Source organism: Sphingobacteriaceae bacterium (genome assembly GCA_016715905.1).
In the GTDB taxonomy this organism is placed as follows: Bacteria; Bacteroidota; Bacteroidia; order B-17B0; family Aurantibacillaceae; genus Aurantibacillus.
In genome coordinates this window covers 466,769-485,990 of sequence record JADJXI010000005.1, presented here as the reverse complement: position 1 = coordinate 485,990, position 19,222 = coordinate 466,769, and the positions used below count along the sequence as shown (strand labels likewise).

Sequence of the window (19,222 nt, the reverse complement as noted above, 5' to 3'; positions counted from 1 at the left end):
GGAAATTTAAATAGATCTAAGTGATTTACTTAATACATCAAGTTGAGAAGCACTAAAATCCATATGCGTTACCATTCGAATAATTTGCTTTCCGAATTGAACAACTTTTATATTTTTAGAATCTAACTTTTTCACAAACTCTTCGCCAGTCATGTATTTTTCATCGATAGTGAAAATTAAAATATTAGTATATACAGGTAACACTGAAGTAATGAAGTTTATTTTTTTAAGTTCAACTTCAATTAACTTAGCATTAGCATGATCAAATTTTAGGTTGGGGATATTATTTTTCAGAGCGAATAAACCTGCAGCTGCAAGAATCCCTGCCTGCCGCATTCCTCCTCCAAAAACTTTCCGTACTCTTCTGGCATTTGAAATGAAATCTTTCGAACCGAGTAACAATGAACCTACGGGCGCTCCTAAACCTTTGGACAAGCAAATGGATATTGAATCGAAATTTTCACCAATTTGTTTGGGTTTTTCTTTTGTTTCAATTAAGGCGTTAAATATTCTGGCGCCATCCAAATGCAATTTTAATTTTTTCTCATTACATAATTTACGGATTGGTTTTATTAGCTCAAGAGTGTAATAACTACCTCCGGCTCTATTTACTGTATTCTCCAAAGAAACTAATGAAGTTCTGGTCAGCCAATCAAATCTACCATTAATAACGTTTTCAATTTGCGAAGCGTTTAATCTACCTTCCATTCCTTCCAATAATTTGGCTTGCACACCCGAATTAAAAGATATTCCACCACCTTCATAGTTATAAATATGGGAGTTTACGTCACAAATTAATTCATCACCGGGTTGCGTATGAACTTTAATGGCAATTTGGTTTGTCATGGTACCACTAGGACAAAAAAGTGCAGCTTCCTTGGAAAACAAATCAGCGCTATATTCTTCTAATTTATTTACGGTTGGATCTTCATTAAAAACATCATCGCCTAATTCAGCACTCATCATTTCTTCCATCATAGCTTGGCTAGGTTTAGTTACAGTATCACTGCGTAAATCAATTATCATATTGGGCAAATTAATAAAACTTTTAAATAAAAAAAAAGCCTTCACGATAAATCGCGAAGGCTTTTTAAAATTGGCATCGACATACTCTCCCGGGCTTTAGACCAAGTACCATCTGCGCTGGCGGGCTTAACTTCTCTGTTCGGGATGGGAAGAGGTGATCCCCGCCGCAATAGACGCCATAAAGGGATCAGAAATAAGAAACACAAGGTTTACTTAAATCTTAATTTCAATAAAATTAACATATGAAAAGACACGAGACCTTCGATTTAGGATTTCAGAATAAACTGAAACCCTAAACCAAATTTTGTTTTCGAAAGCTTACGGACAATTAGTATTACTCGACTTTGACATTACTGCCTTTACATCTGTAACCTATCAACGTGGTAGTCTTCCACGATCCTTATAAAGAAAACTTATCTTGAGGTGAGTTTCGCACTTAGATGCTTTCAGCGCTTATCTCATCCAAACATAGCTACCCTGCGGTGCAGCTGGCGCCACAACAGGTACACTAGCGGTTTGTCCGACTCGGTCCTCTCGTACTAGAGTCAGGGCCCCTCAATTTTCTAACGCCCACAACAGATAGGGACCGAACTGTCTCACGACGTTCTGAACCCAGCTCGCGTGCCACTTTAATCGGCGAACAGCCGAACCCTTGGGACCTTCTCCAGCCCCAGGATGTGACGAGCCGACATCGAGGTGCCAAACCCCCCCGTCGATATGAGCTCTTGGGAGGGATCAGCCTGTTATCCCCAGCGTACCTTTTATCCTATGAGCGATGGCCCTTCCATGCGGAACCACCGGATCACTTTATCCTACTTTCGTACCTGCTTGGCTTGTCGGCCTCACAGTCAAGCTCGCTTATGCTAATGCACTCTACGTACGGTTACCAAGCGTACTGAGCGAACCTTTGAAAGCCTCCGATACACTTTCGGAGGCGACCACCCCAGTCAAACTACCCATCAAACAATGTCCTCCTCGCGGAGTTAGACTCCAGATAAGTAAAGGGTGGTATTTCACATTTTGGCTCCACAATGGCTGGCGCCACTGCTTCAAAGCCTCCCACCTATTCTACACATCACTTACCCGAAATCAATGTTAAACTATAGTAAAGGTGCATGGGGTCTTTCCGTCCCGTTGCGGGTAATCAGTGTCTTCACTGATACCTCAATTTCACCGAGCTCGTGGCTGAGACAGAGCGGAGATCGTTACACCATTCGTGCAGGTCGGAACTTACCCGACAAGGAATTTCGCTACCTTAGGACCGTTATAGTTACGGCCGCCGTTTACTGGGGCTTCGATTCAAAGCTTCGTCTTGCGACTAACCTCTCCTCTTAACCTTCCAGCACCGGGCAGGTGTCAGGCCTTATACTTCAACTTTCGTTTTCGCAAAGCCCTGTGTTTTTGTTAAACAGTCGCCACCGCCATTTCTCTGCGTCCCTCATTGCTGAGGGAACCCCTTCTCCCGAAGTTACGGGGTCAATTTGCCTAGTTCCTTAGCCACGGATCACTCGAGCGCCTTAGTATATTCTACTTGTCTACCTGTGTCGGTTTGCGGTACGGGTAACACTCACCTGAAGCTTAGAAGTTTTTCTCGGAAACATACTTGGACGCTTATCTCATTGTCTGACGACGCTGAGTACTTTCACCTTTCAGACCTCTGGCGGATTTGCCAACCAAAGGTAACCCTACGGGCTTAAACCATCTATTCCGTAAGATGGCCGCGTTTACGTTTTTTCGTCTCTCCATCGCAGTGGTGTTAGTACTGGAATATTAACCAGTTGTCCATCGATTACGCCGTTCGGCTTCACCTTAGGACCCGACTAACCCTGAACCGATTATCGTTGTTCAGGAAACCTTAGACTATCGGCGAACAGGTTTCTCGCCTGTTTTATCGTTACTTATGCCTACATTTGCTTTTCTAACCACTCCAGTAGCGCTTACGCAACTCCTTCAACGTTGTTAGAATGCTCCCCTACCACTCATATTGCTATGAGTCCAAAGCTTCGGTACTATTCTTGATGCCCGAGTATCATCCACGCCCAATCGCTCGACCAGTGAGCTGTTACGCACTCTTTAAATGAATGGCTGCTTCCAAGCAAACATCCTGGCTGTCAATGCAATCGGACCACGTTATATCAACTTAGAATAGATTTTGGGACCTTAGCTGTTGGTCTGAGTTCTCCCTCTCTCGTCCATGGGCCTTAGCACCCATGGGCTCACTGCAGAGTATATCTTATAGCATTCGGAGTTTGTCAGGAATTGGTAGGAATCGCTTCCCCCGCATCCAATCAGTAGCTCTACCTCTATAAGACTCAACCTCTACGCTGCCCCTAAAGGCATTTCGGGGAGTACGAGCTATTTCCCAGTTTGATTAGCCTTTCACCCCTACCCACAGTTCATCCGGAAGCTTTTCAACGCTTATCAGTTCGGACCTCCATTGGCGGTTAAACCAACTTCATCCTGACCATGGGTAGATCACAAGGTTTCGCGTCTGTCTCTACTGACTATGCGCCCTATTCAGACTCGCTTTCGCTTCGGTTAACGGACCTTAAGCCCTTAACCTTGCCAGTAAAGTACAACTCGTAGGCTCATTATGCAAAAGGCACGCCGTCACCCCACTTGAGGGCTCCGACCGCTTGTAAGCACATGGTTTCAGGTTCTATTTCACTCCGCTGTTCGCGGTTCTTTTCACCTTTCCTTCACAGTACTAGTTCACTATCGGTGTCTTAGGAGTATTTAGCCTTACCAGATGGTGCTGGCAGATTCCTACAGGGCGTCTCCGACCCCGCAGTACTCAGGATACTACTAGGTATATATTTGATTTCGTGTACGGGATTATCACCCTCTATGATCGGCCTTTCCAAGCCTGTTCCACTATCAAACATAAGTCCACATTGTAGTCCTACAACCCCAACCTGACCGTAATCAGATTGGTTTGGGCTAATGCGCGTTCGCTCGCCACTACTTGCGCAATCACTAAATTGTTTTCTTCTCCTCTGGTTACTTAGATGTTTCAGTTCACCAGGTTTGCTTCCCTTTCGGGATATATAGGGTTGCCCCATTCGGAAATCACCGGGATCAAATTGTATTTGCCAATCCCCCGGGCTTATCGCAGCTTATCACGTCCTTCATCGCCTCTAAGACCCAAGGCATCCTCCATGTGCCCTTACTTACTTTCTTTTTTTTCTCCAACTTGCGTTGGAGATGAGAATACAGCTTTTGCTCCGTATTCAAGATCTTGGTTTTTTTTAAAATTGTTGTCTCAATTTTTATAGATTTAGTTTCTCAACTAAAGTCTATCTGTTGTCAATGTTTTTACATAGTAAAAACTATTGAGTCTCGTGTCTTATTCAATATGTCAAAGAACTGAATCCGAAATCGGATTTGCTGAATTTACGGACTTGAACCGATTCGATTGTATTAACAAGCGGCCCCCGCCGGGCGTAATTCAAAATTAGTAAAGAACAAATGTTCACTTTTAATAGGTGAACTTCTGTGGAGAATATCGGAGTCGAACCGATGACCCCCAGCTTGCAAAGCTGGTGCTCTAGCCAGCTGAGCTAATCCCCCATAACTTTAGATTTGTAGTCCCGCGCGGATTTGAACCGCGGACCCCCACATTATCAGTGTGGTACTCTAACCAACTGAGCTACGAGACTATATTTAGTAAGTCAAAAGTTTAAAGTGAAAAGCCGAAATCTTGTATTGATCATCTTTTGCTTTTTGGCTTTTGCCTTTTGACTTTCAAGTCCTTTTGCTTGTTGTTTAGCCATGGGTAATGTTCAGGCTAATTTTCAGTTTTAAAAACCGATAGATTAAATGATAGCAGTGTAGGTTTATTTATCATAAGACAAATAAAAATAGTAAAGAGTACCACACACCTTCTCACCCTATAGTGAGGGATGGCTCCAGAAAGGAGGTGTTCCAGCCGCACCTTCCGGTACGGCTACCTTGTTACGACTTAACACCAGTTATTAGTTTTACCCTAGGCGGCGCCTTGCGGCAACCGACTTTAGATACCCCCAACTTCCATTGTTTGACGGGCGGTGTGTACAAGGCCCGGGAACGTATTCACCGCGCCATTGCTGATGCGCGATTACTAGCGAATCCAGCTTCATGGGGTCGAGTTGCAGACCCCAATCCGAACTGAGACCACTTTTGAAGATTTGCATCCTGTTGCCAGGTAGCAGCCCTCTGTAGTGGCCATTGTAGCACGTGTGTAGCCCAGGACGTAAGGGCCGTGATGACTTGACGTCATCCCCACCTTCCTCACCGCTTGCGCGGGCAGTTCCATTAGAGTCCCCATCATAACATGCTGGCAACTAATGGTAGGGGTTGCGCTCGTTGCGGGACTTAACCCAACACCTCACGGCACGAGCTGACGACAGCCATGCAGCACCTAGTTTCAGGTCATTGCTGACTGACTTCTTTCAAAATCATTCCTTAACTTTCAAGCCCTGGTAAGGTTCCTCGCGTATCATCGAATTAAACCACATGCTCCTCCGCTTGTGCGGGCCCCCGTCAATTCCTTTGAGTTTCACCGTTGCCGGCGTACTCCCCAGGTGGATTACTTATCGCTTTCGCTAAGCCACTGAAAGTTACCTCCCAGCAGCGAGTAATCATCGTTTACAGTGCGGACTACCAGGGTATCTAATCCTGTTTGATCCCCGCACTTTCGAGCCTCAGCGTCAGTTACAGCTTCGTTAGCTGCCTTCGCAATCGGTGTTCTATGACATCTCTATGTATTTCACCACTACATGTCATATTCCGCCAACGGCAACTGTACTCAAGCTCAACAGTATCAATGGCAGTTTTCTCGTTAAGCGAGAAGATTTCACCACTGACTTATTAAGCCGCCTACGCTCCCTTTAAACCCAATGAATCCGGATAACGCTTGCATCCTTCGTCTTACCGCGGCTGCTGGCACGAAGTTAGCCGATGCTTATTCTTACAATACTATCAGCCCCTTACACGTAAGGGGGTTTTCTCTTGTACAAAAGCAGTTTACGACCCATAGGGCCTTCTTCCTGCACGCGGCATGGCTGGATCACCCTTGCGGGCATTGTCCAATATTCCTTACTGCTGCCTCCCGTAGGAGTCTGGTCCGTGTCTCAGTACCAGTGTGGGGGGTAGTCCTCTCAGATCCCCTACTGATCGTTGCCTTGGTGAGCCGTTACCTCACCAACAAGCTAATCAGCCGCATACTCATCTCTTACCGCCGGAGCTTTCAAGTCCCTACGATGCCGTAGAAACTGTTATGGGGTATTAATCCGGATTTCTCCGAGCTATTCCCCAGTAAGAGGCAGATTATATACGTGTTACGCACCCGTGCGCCGGTCGCCGGCAAGTATTGCTACTCCCGCTGCCCCTCGACTTGCATGTATTAAGCCTGCCGCTAGCGTTCATCCTGAGCCAGGATCAAACTCTCCGTTGTAAAAAAAAGTTTGATTCCTTCCATATGGAGATCGAATTCATGTACTTTGAAAACTGATCTTGCTTCCATACTGGCTGATTCTTTTCTATTTATAGAATTAATCTTATAGGAATCGTTAAATGTCTGTTAACGCATCCCTCAGGGTACTTTATAAAGTTAATTAAAACCTTAAAAGCGTGTGTGATTCTCTTTAATACTACTTTAGTTCGATATCGCATCGCTAAAGTCCTTATCACTTGCTATCATTTAATCTATCAGTATTTCAATGAACGTTTTATTTTATATTCCCTTTCGGGCATTAAAAACTCAACATTTCAACCGTTTTTCTCTCTGTAAATCCCTTCAAAATCTCAACCCTACATTCAAAACGGGGTGCAAAATTACATACTCTTTTTCTTATATCCTAATTTTATTCAAAAAATTGTTGAAAACTTTTCGTCTCCTCAGTAATTCTTTTAGCACACCTCTTCAAAAAACGGAGTGCAAAATTACTGCTTTTTTCTCCACCCACAAAAATAATTTAGTTTTACTACGCAAAAGGCTGATAATGAATGTTAATTTTTAATGAATACACCCTTTTATTTAGAAGACTTTAATCATTATTATTGTAGAAAGTATATATGGCAGGAATTAATAAGGTAATACTCTTAGGCTTTTTAGGCAAAGATCCTGAATTAAAGTATTTTGAAAACAATGTCGCCAAATCCACTTTTTCATTGGCAACTTCTGAATATTACAGGGATAAAAACGGCCAAAAAATTGAACAAACCGAATGGCACAATATTGTAATGTGGCGGACCGTTGCTGAAAACGCTTCTAAATACCTCAAAAAGGGTTCTCAAATTTATTTAGAAGGGAAAATTCAAACCAGAGTTTGGAATGATAAAGACGGTATTCGAAAAAATATTACCGAAATTGTAGCTGACTCATTTACAATTATTCAAAATAAAACTGAAGATTCTTCCGGTACCGGATCTCTTCCCTACTAGTCTATGATAGTGCCATCCAAAAAAATATCAATCCTAATTTTTGTATTAAGCCTAATTGTAAATGGCTGTAAGAATGATGATGAAATAGTCTATTCACCTAAACCAAAAGGGTATCCGCGAATTTTTTTTCCGGAAAAAAATTACCGCTCGTTTGATTCACTATGTCCATTCCGATTTGATATTCCTGATTATAGTGCAATAACAAACGACAAACACAATAATGCTGAGCCGTGCTGGTACAACTTAAATTTTCCAAACTTCAATGCAACATTGCATATCAGTTACAAAGAAATAAATAATAATGTTTTAGATTACATTGAAGACTCGCACAACTTTGCAAACAGGCATCAGATTAAAGCCACCGGGTTGGATGAAACTGTAATTATGAGAGATAGCGCCAAGGTGTATGGTTTGTTATTTGATATTGCCGGAAATACAGCTTCTTCCGTACAATTTTACGTTACCGATAGCAGTAAACATTTTTTAAGAGGAGCTCTTTATTTTAATTCAGTGCCTAATACAGATTCCTTAAAAATTGTTGTGGATTATTTAAGAAAAGATGTGCTTCAATTAATAAATACAGTAGCCTGGAAAAAATAAAGGCAGTTATTAGTTTCTAATTCTTAACACATTACCATCGAAACTTGTTGAATAACGCCTCAAGTTCCATGTTGCTGGTCCTTGAATCAAATTCCCGTCTACTATTTGCCATTGTGAACCGCTAATAGAATCCAAACAAGTAAAATTATCTGGTAGTACTTTTACTTTAGCATCGGGATTATTAGGCAATTCAGGAGAGCATCTTTCAAGTGCAGTGAATTCCTGTTCTGATTTTCTATAAATAATAATACCATATACACCGCCATTTAAATATTGCCAGCCCCCAATACCTTGTAATTTAAAATTTAACGGATCGTTGGGATATAGAACCATATCTACAGGAACAGAAGGTACAGGATGATCTACCAATTTCTGATCTTCCTTTTTATTTTTTTTACATGATGTTAATACGAACACAAATGTTATAATAAACAAAAACCCAATAATACGATGGATTAACTTGTTGTATTTAATTACATTTGCAGAATACATTTAAACAAATTTACAAAAATAAACGTGGACTCTCACTTTCAAAAGGACAATCAACCCAAATTCAATCCCTTTTTACCTTTCTATTTTGCAGTGGTATTAGCTATTGGAATTGGCGCTGGATATTATTTGACTTTTGGATCGGATTCGAATTTAATTGCCAGCAAGCACCCGGTAAAAAATGGAGGAAAAATAAATAACCTATTGGATTATATCACCATGCAGTATGTAGACACGGTAAACAAAATCCAATTGGAAAACAGTACTATCACTTCTATGCTTAAAAGTTTAGATCCGCATAGCGATTATATTCCGGCATCCGAATTTGAAGCTGTTAATGAACCCTTGGAAGGAAATTTTGACGGCATTGGAGTAGAATTTAATATTTATAACGATACTATACGTGTAATTAATCCGATTGAAGGCGGACCTTCGGAAAAACTAGGCATAAAAGCAGGCGATAAAATTATTCGTGTAAATAATAAAATTGTAGCCGGAGTAAAAATTTCCAATAAAGAAGTATTTGATAAACTACGTGGACCCAGCGGAACCGACGTGAAAGTTTCTATATTAAGAAGTGGCAGTAAAAAATTAATTGATTTTAATATTACTCGAGGCAAAATACCGCTATTCAGTTTAGATGTATCGTATATGGTTACACCGAATATTGGTTATATTAAAATCAGCAAATTTGCCAGCACCACGTATGAAGAATATTTAAAGGCATTTAATACCTTAAGTAAACGAGGAATGCAAAAACTCATTTTGGATTTGAGAGGAAACGGCGGGGGTTTTTTAAAAACCGCAGTTGAATTAGCCGATGAATTTTTAACTAACGGTTTGCAAATTGTATATACCGAGGGGAGAGCCCACCCGAAAAAAGTTTACACAGCAAGTACCCGAGGCGGATTTGAATTTAAAGAACTGGCCGTACTCATTGATGAAGGCAGTGCCAGTGCCAGTGAAATAGTTGCCGGTGCTTTGCAAGATAACGACCGAGCCACCATTATAGGCCGAAGAAGTTTTGGAAAAGGTTTGGTTCAAGATCAAATTGATTTGCCAGACGGTTCAGCTTTTCGATTAACCATTGCGCGTTATTATACCCCAACAGGCAGATGTATTCAAAAACCTTATAACAAGGGATTAAACGCTTATTTATATGAGGAATTTGATAGATATACGCATGGCGAATTATATAATATTGATAGTATTAAATTGGATAAATCACAGCAATTTAAAACGCCGGGAGGCAAAATTGTTTATGGCGGAGGTGGTATTATTCCCGATGTTTTTGTACCTCTGGACTCTTCCAAATACTCACACGTAGTGAATAAACTTTTTAATTACGGAATAATAAACGGCTATTGTTTTGAGTATACCGACAGAAACAGAAATTCATTTTTGAAAAAATACAGTTCAGCAGCAGAGTTCATTAAAAAATTCAAATGCGGAGCTTCGGAATTTGAAAGTTTGAATAACTACCTGGTTAAAAACAAAAACGATTTGCGCATTAACGGGAATGAAAAAGGATTGAACCATATTATTAAAGCCCTGATAGGAAGAAATTTATTTGATGATGAAGCTTATTATCCCATCTTAAATCAAAACGACAATTGCATTAATAAAGCGGTTGAAGTTTTGGAAAAGAAGAAATAAATCACCTTAACACCTCAACAAAGCCTTTCATTTTGTGAGTCACCTGCTGATTATCTTTCATGTTTATATACCACAGGTATTGTCCGCTTTCAATTCCTGAACCTTTAAATTTTCCATCCCACCCTATATTTATATCCTGTGTTCTGAATAAACGTACTCCCCATCGATTATATACTTCAAATAAATAATCGTTTTCCGAAAATCCGGTTCCCTGCCATTTAAATTCATCATTCAAACCATCACCGTTCGGTGTAAATGAAGAGGGTATCCAAACATTAAAAGCTTCTACCACACAAATATTTTTCATTAAGGTGTCGGCACAATTTTGATCACTCAAGGCCATTAGTTTAAATGAAACGCAACCTGTATCCAAAAATGTATATTTTATATCTTGTGTAATGCCATAATCAAGTCCACTTACTTCCCATTTAAAAGTTTTTCCACCTAAGGTGGTATTGATTATTTCTACATCTGAGCTGTTATTTAAAGTGATGATTTCCGGATTGGTTATAAACCCAACCACCGGTTTCGCAAAAACCTGAACTATATTACTGTAGGTAAAAGCGCTTTTGCAATTATTTGAATCGTTCACCGTTAATCGAACATTATAGGTGCCACTTTTCTCGTAACAATAATTGGTTGTTGCACCCATTTGTTCAAATGGCTTATCTCCATAGTTCCATATCACGTTTGAAGACTTAGGTGTTGTATTGATAAATGTGGTACAAAAGGCTCACATCCTTGTGAGGCACTAAGAGAAAAAGCCGGTGTTGTTACTGGGAAAATATTGATGGTTATAATTTTAACAGCTGGAATAGAACCACAAACATCCGTTACGGTAAGCGTATAAACAGGAACGGAAGCATTTTCAATATAAATAGATGATCCGGTAAATCCTCCGGGAACCCAATTGTATAGATAGTTTCCATCTCCTCCGGTAATTGTTGGTGAAATTTGTGCGGTTGTTCCAGGACAAATACCGGAATTGGATGAATTTAATCCAATACTTAATGGCGGGTTAACGCTAACCGTTACCAAAAAAGGAGCCAAAGTACAATTATTTGCATCAAAAACATTCAGACTGTAAATGGTAGTGGCAGTAGCAGTTTGAATAATATTTTGTCCGGATAAATTACCCGGATTCCATACATAGCTATAATTTCCGGCTCCGCCAGTAGCATTGGCACTCAAAGTAAAAGTTTTCCCAACGCAAATAGCCGGAACATTGGCCACAGAATAAGCAAAAACAGGCGGACTTGTGAAATTTAAAGTTGTGGTGGCAGGACAACCCGCAGCATCAATAACCTTAAAAGTAATTAAGCCTGCGCAAAGATTGGTAATGATATTACTTGTAGTTGATGGAGTACCCGTTGCACTAAAGGTATAAGGCGCAATACCACTCAAAACATTTAATTGAACAGAGCCGGTACATTGACTAAAGCACTGAATAGTATTAGAATTTACAATAGTTAAACTAACGGTACTCAGGTTTCCGACTATTGTTTTTATTGTATCAACACAACCCACATTGTCAGTTACAATTGTTGTATAAACACCACTACTTAAGCCGTTTAAGAAATTAGCAGAATGTGAACCTACAGAAATTGTTGAAAATGTGTATGGAGCTGCCCCGCCGGTTGGATTTAAAGTAAATGCCCCATCCATAGCGGTACAATTTTCGGGATTAGTTGAATTGCTAACAGACATGGAACTAACAGCAACTACATTTATTACACTTTTTGTAGAACAGGCGCTTGCATCTTTCACGGTAAGCGTATAAATGCCTTGCGGAATAGCATTCAACCCCGAAGTATTATTTCCGCCCGGTTGCCAAGTGTATGAATAACCCGGTGGTGCGTTACTTACATTGGAAGAAACCGCGCCGTTGGTTGAATTAGCGCAAGATGGTTGTGTTACTGAAAAAGCTATTATTGCGGAAGGAGGAGCAAAAACCTGCACTGTTTTACTTAATGTGCAACTATTAGAGCCAGCTGCAATGATTGTGTAAATTCCGGCTGACAAATTATTAATTACATTACTATTTGAACCGGTTGACCAGGTATAAGTATGAGGAGGGGTTAATCCATTTCCGGAAATAAAGGCTGTTGCACTTCCTGTGGCTGATTGAGAACAAGCCGCACTAGCAATTACAGATAAGTTGGAGGGAGAAATACCTGAAGTTACATTGAAAGAGCTTACATTAAAGGTACAACCCGGGGCTGAAGTTATGCCGTAAACGCTATAGTTTCCTACCGGCACTGGAGGTATAGTTCCGGTGTTGGTTGGCAAAACTGTGGTATATAAAGTGGCTCCGGTAATGGTATTAACTATGGTAATAGTATGAGGAGCTATACTGCCGCTAATGGTATAATCACCGACCGCTGTATTAGTTAAACAATTAAAAACTCCGCTACTGAAAAATGGAAAAGCGCATTGTGCATTGGATTTTTTATCCAACAAAAATGTAAAGATAAATACAATTATAAATGCGACTTTTTTCACCGATTAATCCATCCTAAATATACAAAATGAAGGAACTAGAAATATGCTTACTTCATAAGTGGTTTTTAGTAAGTCATAAGTGGTTGGAAAAGAATCCCGAAAATCTAAATTTGATAGGTGAAGCTGAAAATACTGGAATTTCCCGGGAAAGCCATTTTTGTAAATGAATAGGCAAAACCCATTTTTTTAATCCGGAAACCAAATCCCAAACTTAAACCATTTACTCCTCGCCTTTCCGGTAAAATCATTTCGCGTTGGCGGCGGTGATTATAAGCAATACGTACCATAAAATTTTTAGTAATTACTATTTCTGTTCCAATAGTAATATGACGTAAAAAATTATCTCCTCCGGCCGAAAATCGCTTTGAAAATTTTTGCCATTTGGATGAATCTTTAGGAACTTCTTCGCTGTTAAAAGGACTGGTTTTTCCGGCAGTATCCACCGGACTGATGTAACGTTGATTCCATTTATTCAACTGATCGTAAATTACAAACATGCGAAAAGGGGCCTTACTTAATTTGTAACTCAAGCCCAATTGAACATTTTGTGGTAGTGGCTCTTTTTTCGGTAACAAATTGGAGTAGCTCTTATAAATCCATCCAATATTTTTAGCCAACAAAGAAAGCGTTAAACCATTATCATGATGGTACGTTATTCCAAAATCAATGGCATTACCAAAAGAGCGATAAACATCGTATTGAGAAATTAAAGTTTTAAAAGCAATACCTATATTAAAAGAAGAATCTTCTAATGACTTAGCATAATTTAAACCAATATTGTAATCATTGGCCTTAAACTGGTTGGTTTTTTCTCCAAACTCATCATATCCTTGCAATTTGCCGTAATTAAAAAACTGAATTCCACCTCCTATTGTACCATATTTTTTTAAATCATGGCCGTACGCTAAATATCCAAAGTTTAAATCACCTATATAATTGGAATAATTAAAAGTAACTTGTTTAGACATGGATGGGTTTAACAAAGCAGGATTACTGTAAATTAAATTTATATCGTCGCCCCAAATACACATATTTGATCCGCCAAGAGCAGCTGCTCTTGCAGTCATTGGGATATCCAGAAAACGATAAGATTTAGTTCCGCCTACCTGCGGGAAAACAGAGATGGTTAATGCTGAAAATAAAATTATTAATGTAAGATGCCTCAACTGACCATTAACGCTAAAATAATTGTTTTATTGTAATGAATTGCGGTTTATAAACTCATCATATCCTTGAGTTTAACGGCTTGTCGGCGAGAAATTTCTACTTCCCTACCATCTTTTAACTTTACGTTTAAACCGCCATTAAACCATTGCTCAACACTTTCAATATAATTTAAGTTGATGATGTGTTTTCTACTGGCTCGGAAAAAATCCTTTTCGCTTAATCTAGAATCTAAACTATTTAAACTGCGAAGAATAAGTGGCTTGTTATTATCAAAATAAACTCTCACATAGTTTCCTTCCGACTCAAAAAGTTTGATGTCAATCATTTTCACAAACCAAGATTTATCACCGTCTTTTATAAAAACCATATCAGCCGTTGTTAGTGGCGTGTTATTTTCTGGTTTAGAAACACCTTCTTTTATTGTTAATTTTTTGATTGTTTCAGCTAAACGCTGAGGTTGAACGGGCTTTAATAAATAATCAAACGCATTCAGTTCAAAGGCTTTTAAAGCATGCTCATCATAAGCCGTTACAAAAACAACATCTACAGCGCCTGAAATTTCTTCCACCATTTCTAGTCCGGTTTTACCGGGCATTTGAATATCGCAAAATATCACATCGGGTTTTAGTTCGCTGATTTTCGCAACGGCATCGGTTGCATCCGCACATTCGGCAATTATTTCAATTTCTTTGTATTGCGCTAAAAGGCTTTTTAACTCCTGTCTAGCTAAACGCTCATCGTCAATAATGATTGCTTTCATATCAATTAAATTTATTTCAAAGGTATATTAATATCTACAACTACCAAATTGTTTAATTCACTGATGAAAATTTGGCCTTCAATGCCAAATAATAATTGTAATCTTTGAATGGAATTCTGAAATCCAACCCCTGTTAAGGGCTTTTCTGTGCTTATTTTTCCGGTATTTGAGACTTTTATTTTCAAAAACTCGCCCAATTTAAAGGCTTCAATGATAATATTGCCATTACCGGGTAATTTAGAAATACCGTGCTTGATGGCATTTTCAACCTGAGATTGAATGATAAAAGGAGGAATCAAACTATGTAGAACTTCCTTTTCAATTTTAAATTCGAAATTAAGTCTTTCTTCGTACCTGATTTTTTCCATTTTCAGATATTCCTGAACCAACTCCAACTCTTCAGAAAGCGGAATCACCTTGCTCTTATTTAATAATAGCGTATTTCTTAATATACCCGATAATTGAGTTACTGCACTTTTAGCTTTCACCGGATTTTCATCAATCAATGCACGAATGCTATTCATACTGTTAAACATAAAATGCGGATTTAACTGTGCCTTTAAGCTGCTTAACTCCGACTCCTTATTTGCAGCAGCATATCTTAAGGAATCGATTTCAACCTTTTTATAATTCTGAAAATATTTAAATCCAAAATAAATAGCACTCCACAAACAAAACACCAAAGTATAGTTAGAGGTGATTTGAAAAATATAAAAGGAAGATAAGTCGGTAAGAATAACTTTAAAGTAAATTAGTAATCCGGTGGTGTGAAAAAAGAAGGTTATTCCCATGATAAGCGAACAGATTAATACAAATACGAGTTGAGCAGGAAACTTTTTTTCCTGAATATTATAATGCAATAATAACTGCCGGTATAAATGGGTTAACCCGATTCCGATTGGTAGTTGCAATAAGTAAATAGTAAACTCTTTAAAAGTGGTAGCTTCGTTTTTTAAACCAAAGAAAATTAAATTAATAAACACGTATAATGACCAGCCCAGTAACTGACAAATCCAATATATTTTAGAAGCCGCAAACATTATTAGTTACCAAGTTACTGCAAACTATTAATAAACACAATACGGTTTTACAAATAGGCGCAACTTTTATTTATAAAAAAGCCATTTGGCTATTTCCTTCCAGCCGGTTTTTTTACCATACATTAATATGCCTGTGCGGTAAATTTTAGCAGCTAAATAGGTGGTGAAAATAAAAGAAACATAAAGTAATCCAATGGAAGTAATGATTTCCCACAAAGGTACGCCATTGGTAATCCGCGACATCATTACAATTGGTGAAGTGAAGGGAATCATAGAGCCCCAGAACACCAAGGTGGAATCGGGGTCCAAAATAGTTTTGGTGGAAATAAAATAACCGACCATAAGCGGAATCATTATGGGCGTCATAAATTGCTGGGCGTCGGATTCGGAGTCCACCGCACTTCCAATAGCCGCTAAAATTGAACTGTAAAAAAGATACCCGCCTATAAAGTATAACAGAAAACAAATAAAGACTTCGGTAAAATCAATTTTTTTTATTTTTTTCAGAATATCAAATAACTCCAGCTTGTCATCATATCGCTGCAAATCTTCCAGATTAATATTAGTGCCGTGTTTTTTCACCAATTCTTGTTGCTCAGTAAATTTTTGTAATTCCGACATGGAATCTTTCAGAAAAACAGTTGACAAAACCGTAGTTAAGGTAAAAGTTACAATGCCCATTACAATAAATTGAATGGTTCCTAATATAGCTACACCAATAATTTTACCCACCATCAACTGAAAAGGTTTAACCGATGAAACAATAACTTCTACAATACGATTTGTTTTTTCTTCCATCACACTTCTAAAAACCATCATGCCATACATAATGATAAACATAAACATGAGTGCCCCGGTAATAAATCCAAAAAATGAAAAACTACTATCCTCTGCTACTTTACCCTTATCATCTACTTTTTCCAAAATTAATTTTACGCTGGTTTTAGCGTTAGAAATAATTACCGGATCAATATTGTTGGCCTTTAGTTTATTTTCATAAACAATTTTTTCCATTTGATCTTTAATGTAGGTTTGGAAAGCAAAACCCGGCGATTTTTTATAAAAAAGTTTGGTTGCCCCTCCTCCACCGGAAATAATATTGGGCGCTATCCATAGCAAACAGGTATAACCCATATCCGAAAATTTAGTTTCCACATCATCCAAGGCTTTATCGGTATAAGTGAGTTCAATAAAATCATTACCAACCAATTTGCCTACAAATAATTTTGACTCATCTACCACCAACACTTTTTGATCGGTTTTATCGGACTGCGACATTTTAATTATGAAAGCTAAAAATCCGGTAATGAGTAAGGGACCCAAAAAAGTCATGATGATGAAAGCCTTGTTGGTTAACTTAGACTTTATCTCGCGTGCTATTATCAGTTTAATTTTACCCATATCTATTCTGTTAAACTGCTTTTTGTTCCGCTAATAATATTTTCAGAATTCACTTTCATTATAAAAATATCATTCATACTGGGCACTATTTCGTGAAACGAGTGTATTTTACAAGTTGGTAAAATAGCTTCTAAAAGTTGATTAGCCGTTGCATTATTCAATAATTTTAAGGTTACCTGATGGAATTCACCTTCTGATTCCTTATCCAAAATTTCACCGCCGGCCCAAAGGGTATTTGTGAAACCCAACAAGTTTCCTTCAAATGCAATTTTAAAAGTATTAGTTCTGAAATCTTTTCTTATTTCTTTTACGGTTCCCTCCAGAATTTTTTCAGCGCGATTAATTAAAGCAATATTATCGCACAACTCTTCCACACTTCCCATATTATGTGTTGAAAAAATAACGGTTGCCCCTTTTTTTCTCAATTCCAAAATTTCATTTTTTATCAATTGCGCGTTAATAGGATCAAAACCACTAAATGGCTCATCTAAAATTAATAGTTCAGGTTCATGCAAAATAGTTACGATAAACTGTACTTTTTGCTGCATGCCTTTACTTAACTCTTCAATTTTCTTTTTCCACCACCCCTGCATTTCAAATTTTTCAAACCAATAATCCAATCTTTTCTTGGCTTCGGCTTTGGATAATCCTTTTAAACGCGCCAGGTACATGGCTTGTTCGCCCACCGGCATTTTTTTGTACAATCCTCTCTCTTCCGGTAAATAACCTATAGACTCTACATGCTTTTGTGCTAATTTTTCCCCTTTAAAAAATATTTCTCCGCTGTCGGGTCCGGTAATTTGATTGATGATGCGAATTAAAGAAGTTTTTCCAGCTCCGTTTGGTCCCAATAAACCATACACCGAACCAGTGGGTACATTGAGTGAAACATTGTTTAGAGCCAGGTGATTGCTATACTTCTTTGAGACAGATTTTATTTCGAGGATATTTGACATTTACCGTGGCTAAATTACTAATTATTCAGGTTTAATTTAAAGGCTTACCACTTATTTATTTAAACCTGCCAGTTGTTGTATTACTCCTTTACACTTATACAAATTCATTAACCTTTGCATGATGGAGAGCGTAAAAGATAATAAAGAACAAGATTAGATTTATTAACCCTTTAATACTTAGAAATCATGAAAAATAATAAATTATTAACCGCCATGCTGATCACCTTTATTTTTACTTTATTAATTATAAGCCGGGCTATGGCCACATCAAATCCAATTATGTGTGATCATGAAGCGTGTAAAGGACTTGGCTTTCATAAAATTCATTTAAAGCAAACTAATAAGTAGGATTAAATGCTCTTTAATTATTTGGGCGCCTTAACACGCTTTCACTTCAAGCCTGTTTAAATTTAACAGTGTTTGTTGGGCTGCAAAGGCTTCCTCCGGTCGCCTTCTCGCTCCTCAAACACTAAGCTAAATTTTACACAGGGCTTTTCGTTCAATCGTTGGCGCAGTATAGAAAATGAAATTAAGATGTAAGAATAAATTCGCCCGTTTGAAAAGTCCTAATCTACATCGCTCACCCCGCCGCTCACCGTAAATTTCATTACTTCAGCAGCCTCGGCTTTTAAAGGAGTGACTTGAGAGGATGGAACAATAATTAATTTACCCGATAAAGAATAGGATAAAGGTAAATACACTGCCACTTTATTGGAAATGCCCAGTTCACTCAAATCTTCACTGGTTACAAATCCGATCTCTTCCACATTTGATTGCGGATTGGTAAGCACTAAAACAGGTTTGTTAAAGCGTTTTTTATTCCCCATAAAAGCATTGGTGAAATCTTTCAAAGGAGAATAAATATGCCGAATAAAAGGCGCATGCTCTAACTTGTCTTCAAAAAAAGAAAACAAACTTCTAAATACAAAAGAAGAGGCTAAAATTCCTAATACCGTTACAAAAGTTAAGGTAACCAGTAAACCTAAGCCTGTATTTACAATGGCATGTTGACTAATGCCAATAAAATCAAACACGCCTTGAAAAAAATCAAATAGCTTAATTAACACCGCAACTGTAATAATTAAGGGGATAAAAAGTATTAAACCCTGAATAAAATAACCTAAAAACTTTTTCATCGTGTATCAAAATTCGACATTCCGAGGAATGATGAATGACATTAAAAAAAAAGTATTGAACGATGC

The 19,222-nt window shown here is 38.4% G+C and carries 14 protein-coding genes, 2 tRNA genes and 3 rRNA genes; 4 read left to right on the top strand and 15 right to left on the bottom strand.

Annotated features, from left to right (window positions below; all coding sequences use genetic code 11):
- Window positions 1-6: 6 nt before the first annotated feature.
- From IPM51_09895 to IPM51_09870, 6 genes are all read right to left on the bottom strand, one after another.
- The gene (locus IPM51_09895; GenBank protein ID MBK9284611.1) at window positions 7-1,026 is read right to left on the bottom strand and encodes a threonine aldolase; all 1,020 of its coding nucleotides are present in this window, start codon (window positions 1,024-1,026) and stop codon (window positions 7-9) included.
- Window positions 1,027-1,094: 68 nt separating this feature from the next.
- A 5S ribosomal RNA gene (gene rrf / locus IPM51_09890) occupies window positions 1,095-1,207 on the bottom strand.
- Window positions 1,208-1,334: 127 nt separating this feature from the next.
- A 23S ribosomal RNA gene (locus tag IPM51_09885) occupies window positions 1,335-4,206 on the bottom strand.
- 316 nt (window positions 4,207-4,522) lie between these two features.
- Window positions 4,523-4,596, bottom strand: a tRNA-Ala gene (locus tag IPM51_09880).
- 15 nt (window positions 4,597-4,611) lie between these two features.
- A tRNA-Ile gene (locus tag IPM51_09875) sits at window positions 4,612-4,685 on the bottom strand.
- A 253-nt stretch (window positions 4,686-4,938) separates the two neighbouring features.
- Window positions 4,939-6,460 (bottom strand): 16S ribosomal RNA (locus IPM51_09870).
- Together the 16S, 23S and 5S rRNA genes with 2 tRNA genes alongside form the textbook arrangement of a ribosomal RNA operon.
- 620 nt (window positions 6,461-7,080) lie before the next feature.
- Between IPM51_09870 and ssb the strand changes: the two genes are divergently transcribed.
- Complete coding sequence (gene ssb / locus IPM51_09865; protein MBK9284610.1) at window positions 7,081-7,449, top strand: single-stranded DNA-binding protein; 369 nt, start codon at window positions 7,081-7,083, stop codon at window positions 7,447-7,449.
- 9 nt (window positions 7,450-7,458) lie between these two features.
- On the top strand, window positions 7,459-8,049 hold the full coding sequence (gldD, locus tag IPM51_09860) for a gliding motility lipoprotein GldD (protein ID MBK9284609.1): 591 nt from the start codon (window positions 7,459-7,461) through the stop codon (window positions 8,047-8,049).
- Between the two features lie 9 nt (window positions 8,050-8,058).
- On the opposite strand, the gene IPM51_09855 is transcribed toward gldD, so the two are convergent.
- Window positions 8,059-8,541: a hypothetical protein gene (locus IPM51_09855; GenBank protein ID MBK9284608.1), complete on the bottom strand. Its 483-nt coding sequence runs from the start codon at window positions 8,539-8,541 to the stop codon at window positions 8,059-8,061.
- A gap of 24 nt (window positions 8,542-8,565) precedes the next feature.
- Here IPM51_09855 and IPM51_09850 point away from each other — a divergent pair, with 24 nt between their 5' ends.
- The gene (locus tag IPM51_09850; protein ID MBK9284607.1) at window positions 8,566-10,194 is read left to right on the top strand and encodes a S41 family peptidase; all 1,629 of its coding nucleotides are present in this window, start codon (window positions 8,566-8,568) and stop codon (window positions 10,192-10,194) included.
- Between the two features lies 1 nt (window position 10,195).
- On the opposite strand, the gene IPM51_09845 is transcribed toward IPM51_09850, so the two are convergent.
- The 7 genes from IPM51_09845 to IPM51_09815 all read right to left on the bottom strand — a co-directional run bounded on the left by IPM51_09845 (window position 10,196) and on the right by IPM51_09815 (window position 18,020).
- Complete coding sequence (locus tag IPM51_09845) at window positions 10,196-10,882, bottom strand: gliding motility-associated C-terminal domain-containing protein (GenBank protein ID MBK9284606.1); 687 nt, start codon at window positions 10,880-10,882, stop codon at window positions 10,196-10,198.
- Window positions 10,879-12,696: a hypothetical protein gene (locus IPM51_09840; GenBank protein ID MBK9284605.1), complete on the bottom strand. Its 1,818-nt coding sequence runs from the start codon at window positions 12,694-12,696 to the stop codon at window positions 10,879-10,881. Before IPM51_09840 ends, IPM51_09845 begins: the two co-directional genes overlap by 4 nt.
- 104 nt (window positions 12,697-12,800) lie before the next feature.
- The gene (gene porQ / locus IPM51_09835) at window positions 12,801-13,862 is read right to left on the bottom strand and encodes a type IX secretion system protein PorQ (protein ID MBK9284604.1); all 1,062 of its coding nucleotides are present in this window, start codon (window positions 13,860-13,862) and stop codon (window positions 12,801-12,803) included.
- A 47-nt stretch (window positions 13,863-13,909) separates the two neighbouring features.
- Window positions 13,910-14,623 (bottom strand): response regulator, encoded by a 714-nt coding sequence (locus IPM51_09830; GenBank protein MBK9284603.1) that lies wholly within the window; start codon window positions 14,621-14,623, stop codon window positions 13,910-13,912.
- An 11-nt stretch (window positions 14,624-14,634) separates the two neighbouring features.
- Window positions 14,635-15,663 carry a histidine kinase gene (locus IPM51_09825; GenBank protein ID MBK9284602.1) on the bottom strand — a complete coding sequence of 343 codons (1,029 nt, stop codon included), beginning with the start codon at window positions 15,661-15,663 and terminating at the stop codon, window positions 14,635-14,637.
- 66 nt (window positions 15,664-15,729) lie between these two features.
- Window positions 15,730-17,064 carry an ABC transporter permease gene (locus tag IPM51_09820; GenBank protein ID MBK9284601.1) on the bottom strand — a complete coding sequence of 445 codons (1,335 nt, stop codon included), beginning with the start codon at window positions 17,062-17,064 and terminating at the stop codon, window positions 15,730-15,732.
- Window positions 17,065-17,066: 2 nt separating this feature from the next.
- A complete protein-coding gene (locus IPM51_09815; protein ID MBK9284600.1) occupies window positions 17,067-18,020 on the bottom strand; it encodes an ATP-binding cassette domain-containing protein in 954 nt (317 codons plus the stop codon).
- A 186-nt stretch (window positions 18,021-18,206) separates the two neighbouring features.
- On the opposite strand from IPM51_09815, the gene IPM51_09810 reads away from it, so the two are divergent.
- Window positions 18,207-18,368, top strand: coding sequence for a hypothetical protein (locus tag IPM51_09810; protein MBK9284599.1), 162 nt, complete (start codon window positions 18,207-18,209; stop codon window positions 18,366-18,368).
- Between the two features lie 218 nt (window positions 18,369-18,586).
- Here IPM51_09810 and IPM51_09805 read toward each other — a convergent pair whose 3' ends face one another.
- Complete coding sequence (locus IPM51_09805; GenBank protein ID MBK9284598.1) at window positions 18,587-19,156, bottom strand: DUF502 domain-containing protein; 570 nt, start codon at window positions 19,154-19,156, stop codon at window positions 18,587-18,589.
- Between the last annotated feature and the right edge of the window lie 66 nt (window positions 19,157-19,222).

Excerpts from the sequence above, each read along its gene's own strand:
- IPM51_09825 (MBK9284602.1), bottom strand. The coding sequence starts at position 15,663 with ATGTTTGCGGCTTCTAAAATATATTGGATTTGTCAGTTACTGGGCTGG.
- IPM51_09805 (MBK9284598.1), bottom strand. The coding sequence starts at position 19,156 with ATGAAAAAGTTTTTAGGTTATTTTATTCAGGGTTTAATACTTTTTATC.
- IPM51_09810 (MBK9284599.1), top strand. The coding sequence starts at position 18,207 with ATGAAAAATAATAAATTATTAACCGCCATGCTGATCACCTTTATTTTT.
- IPM51_09830 (MBK9284603.1), bottom strand. The coding sequence starts at position 14,623 with ATGAAAGCAATCATTATTGACGATGAGCGTTTAGCTAGACAGGAGTTA.
- IPM51_09895 (MBK9284611.1), bottom strand. The coding sequence starts at position 1,026 with ATGATAATTGATTTACGCAGTGATACTGTAACTAAACCTAGCCAAGCT.
- IPM51_09855 (MBK9284608.1), bottom strand. The coding sequence starts at position 8,541 with ATGTATTCTGCAAATGTAATTAAATACAACAAGTTAATCCATCGTATT.
- IPM51_09820 (MBK9284601.1), bottom strand. The coding sequence starts at position 17,064 with ATGGGTAAAATTAAACTGATAATAGCACGCGAGATAAAGTCTAAGTTA.
- ssb (MBK9284610.1), top strand. The coding sequence starts at position 7,081 with ATGGCAGGAATTAATAAGGTAATACTCTTAGGCTTTTTAGGCAAAGAT.
- IPM51_09815 (MBK9284600.1), bottom strand. The coding sequence starts at position 18,020 with ATGTCAAATATCCTCGAAATAAAATCTGTCTCAAAGAAGTATAGCAAT.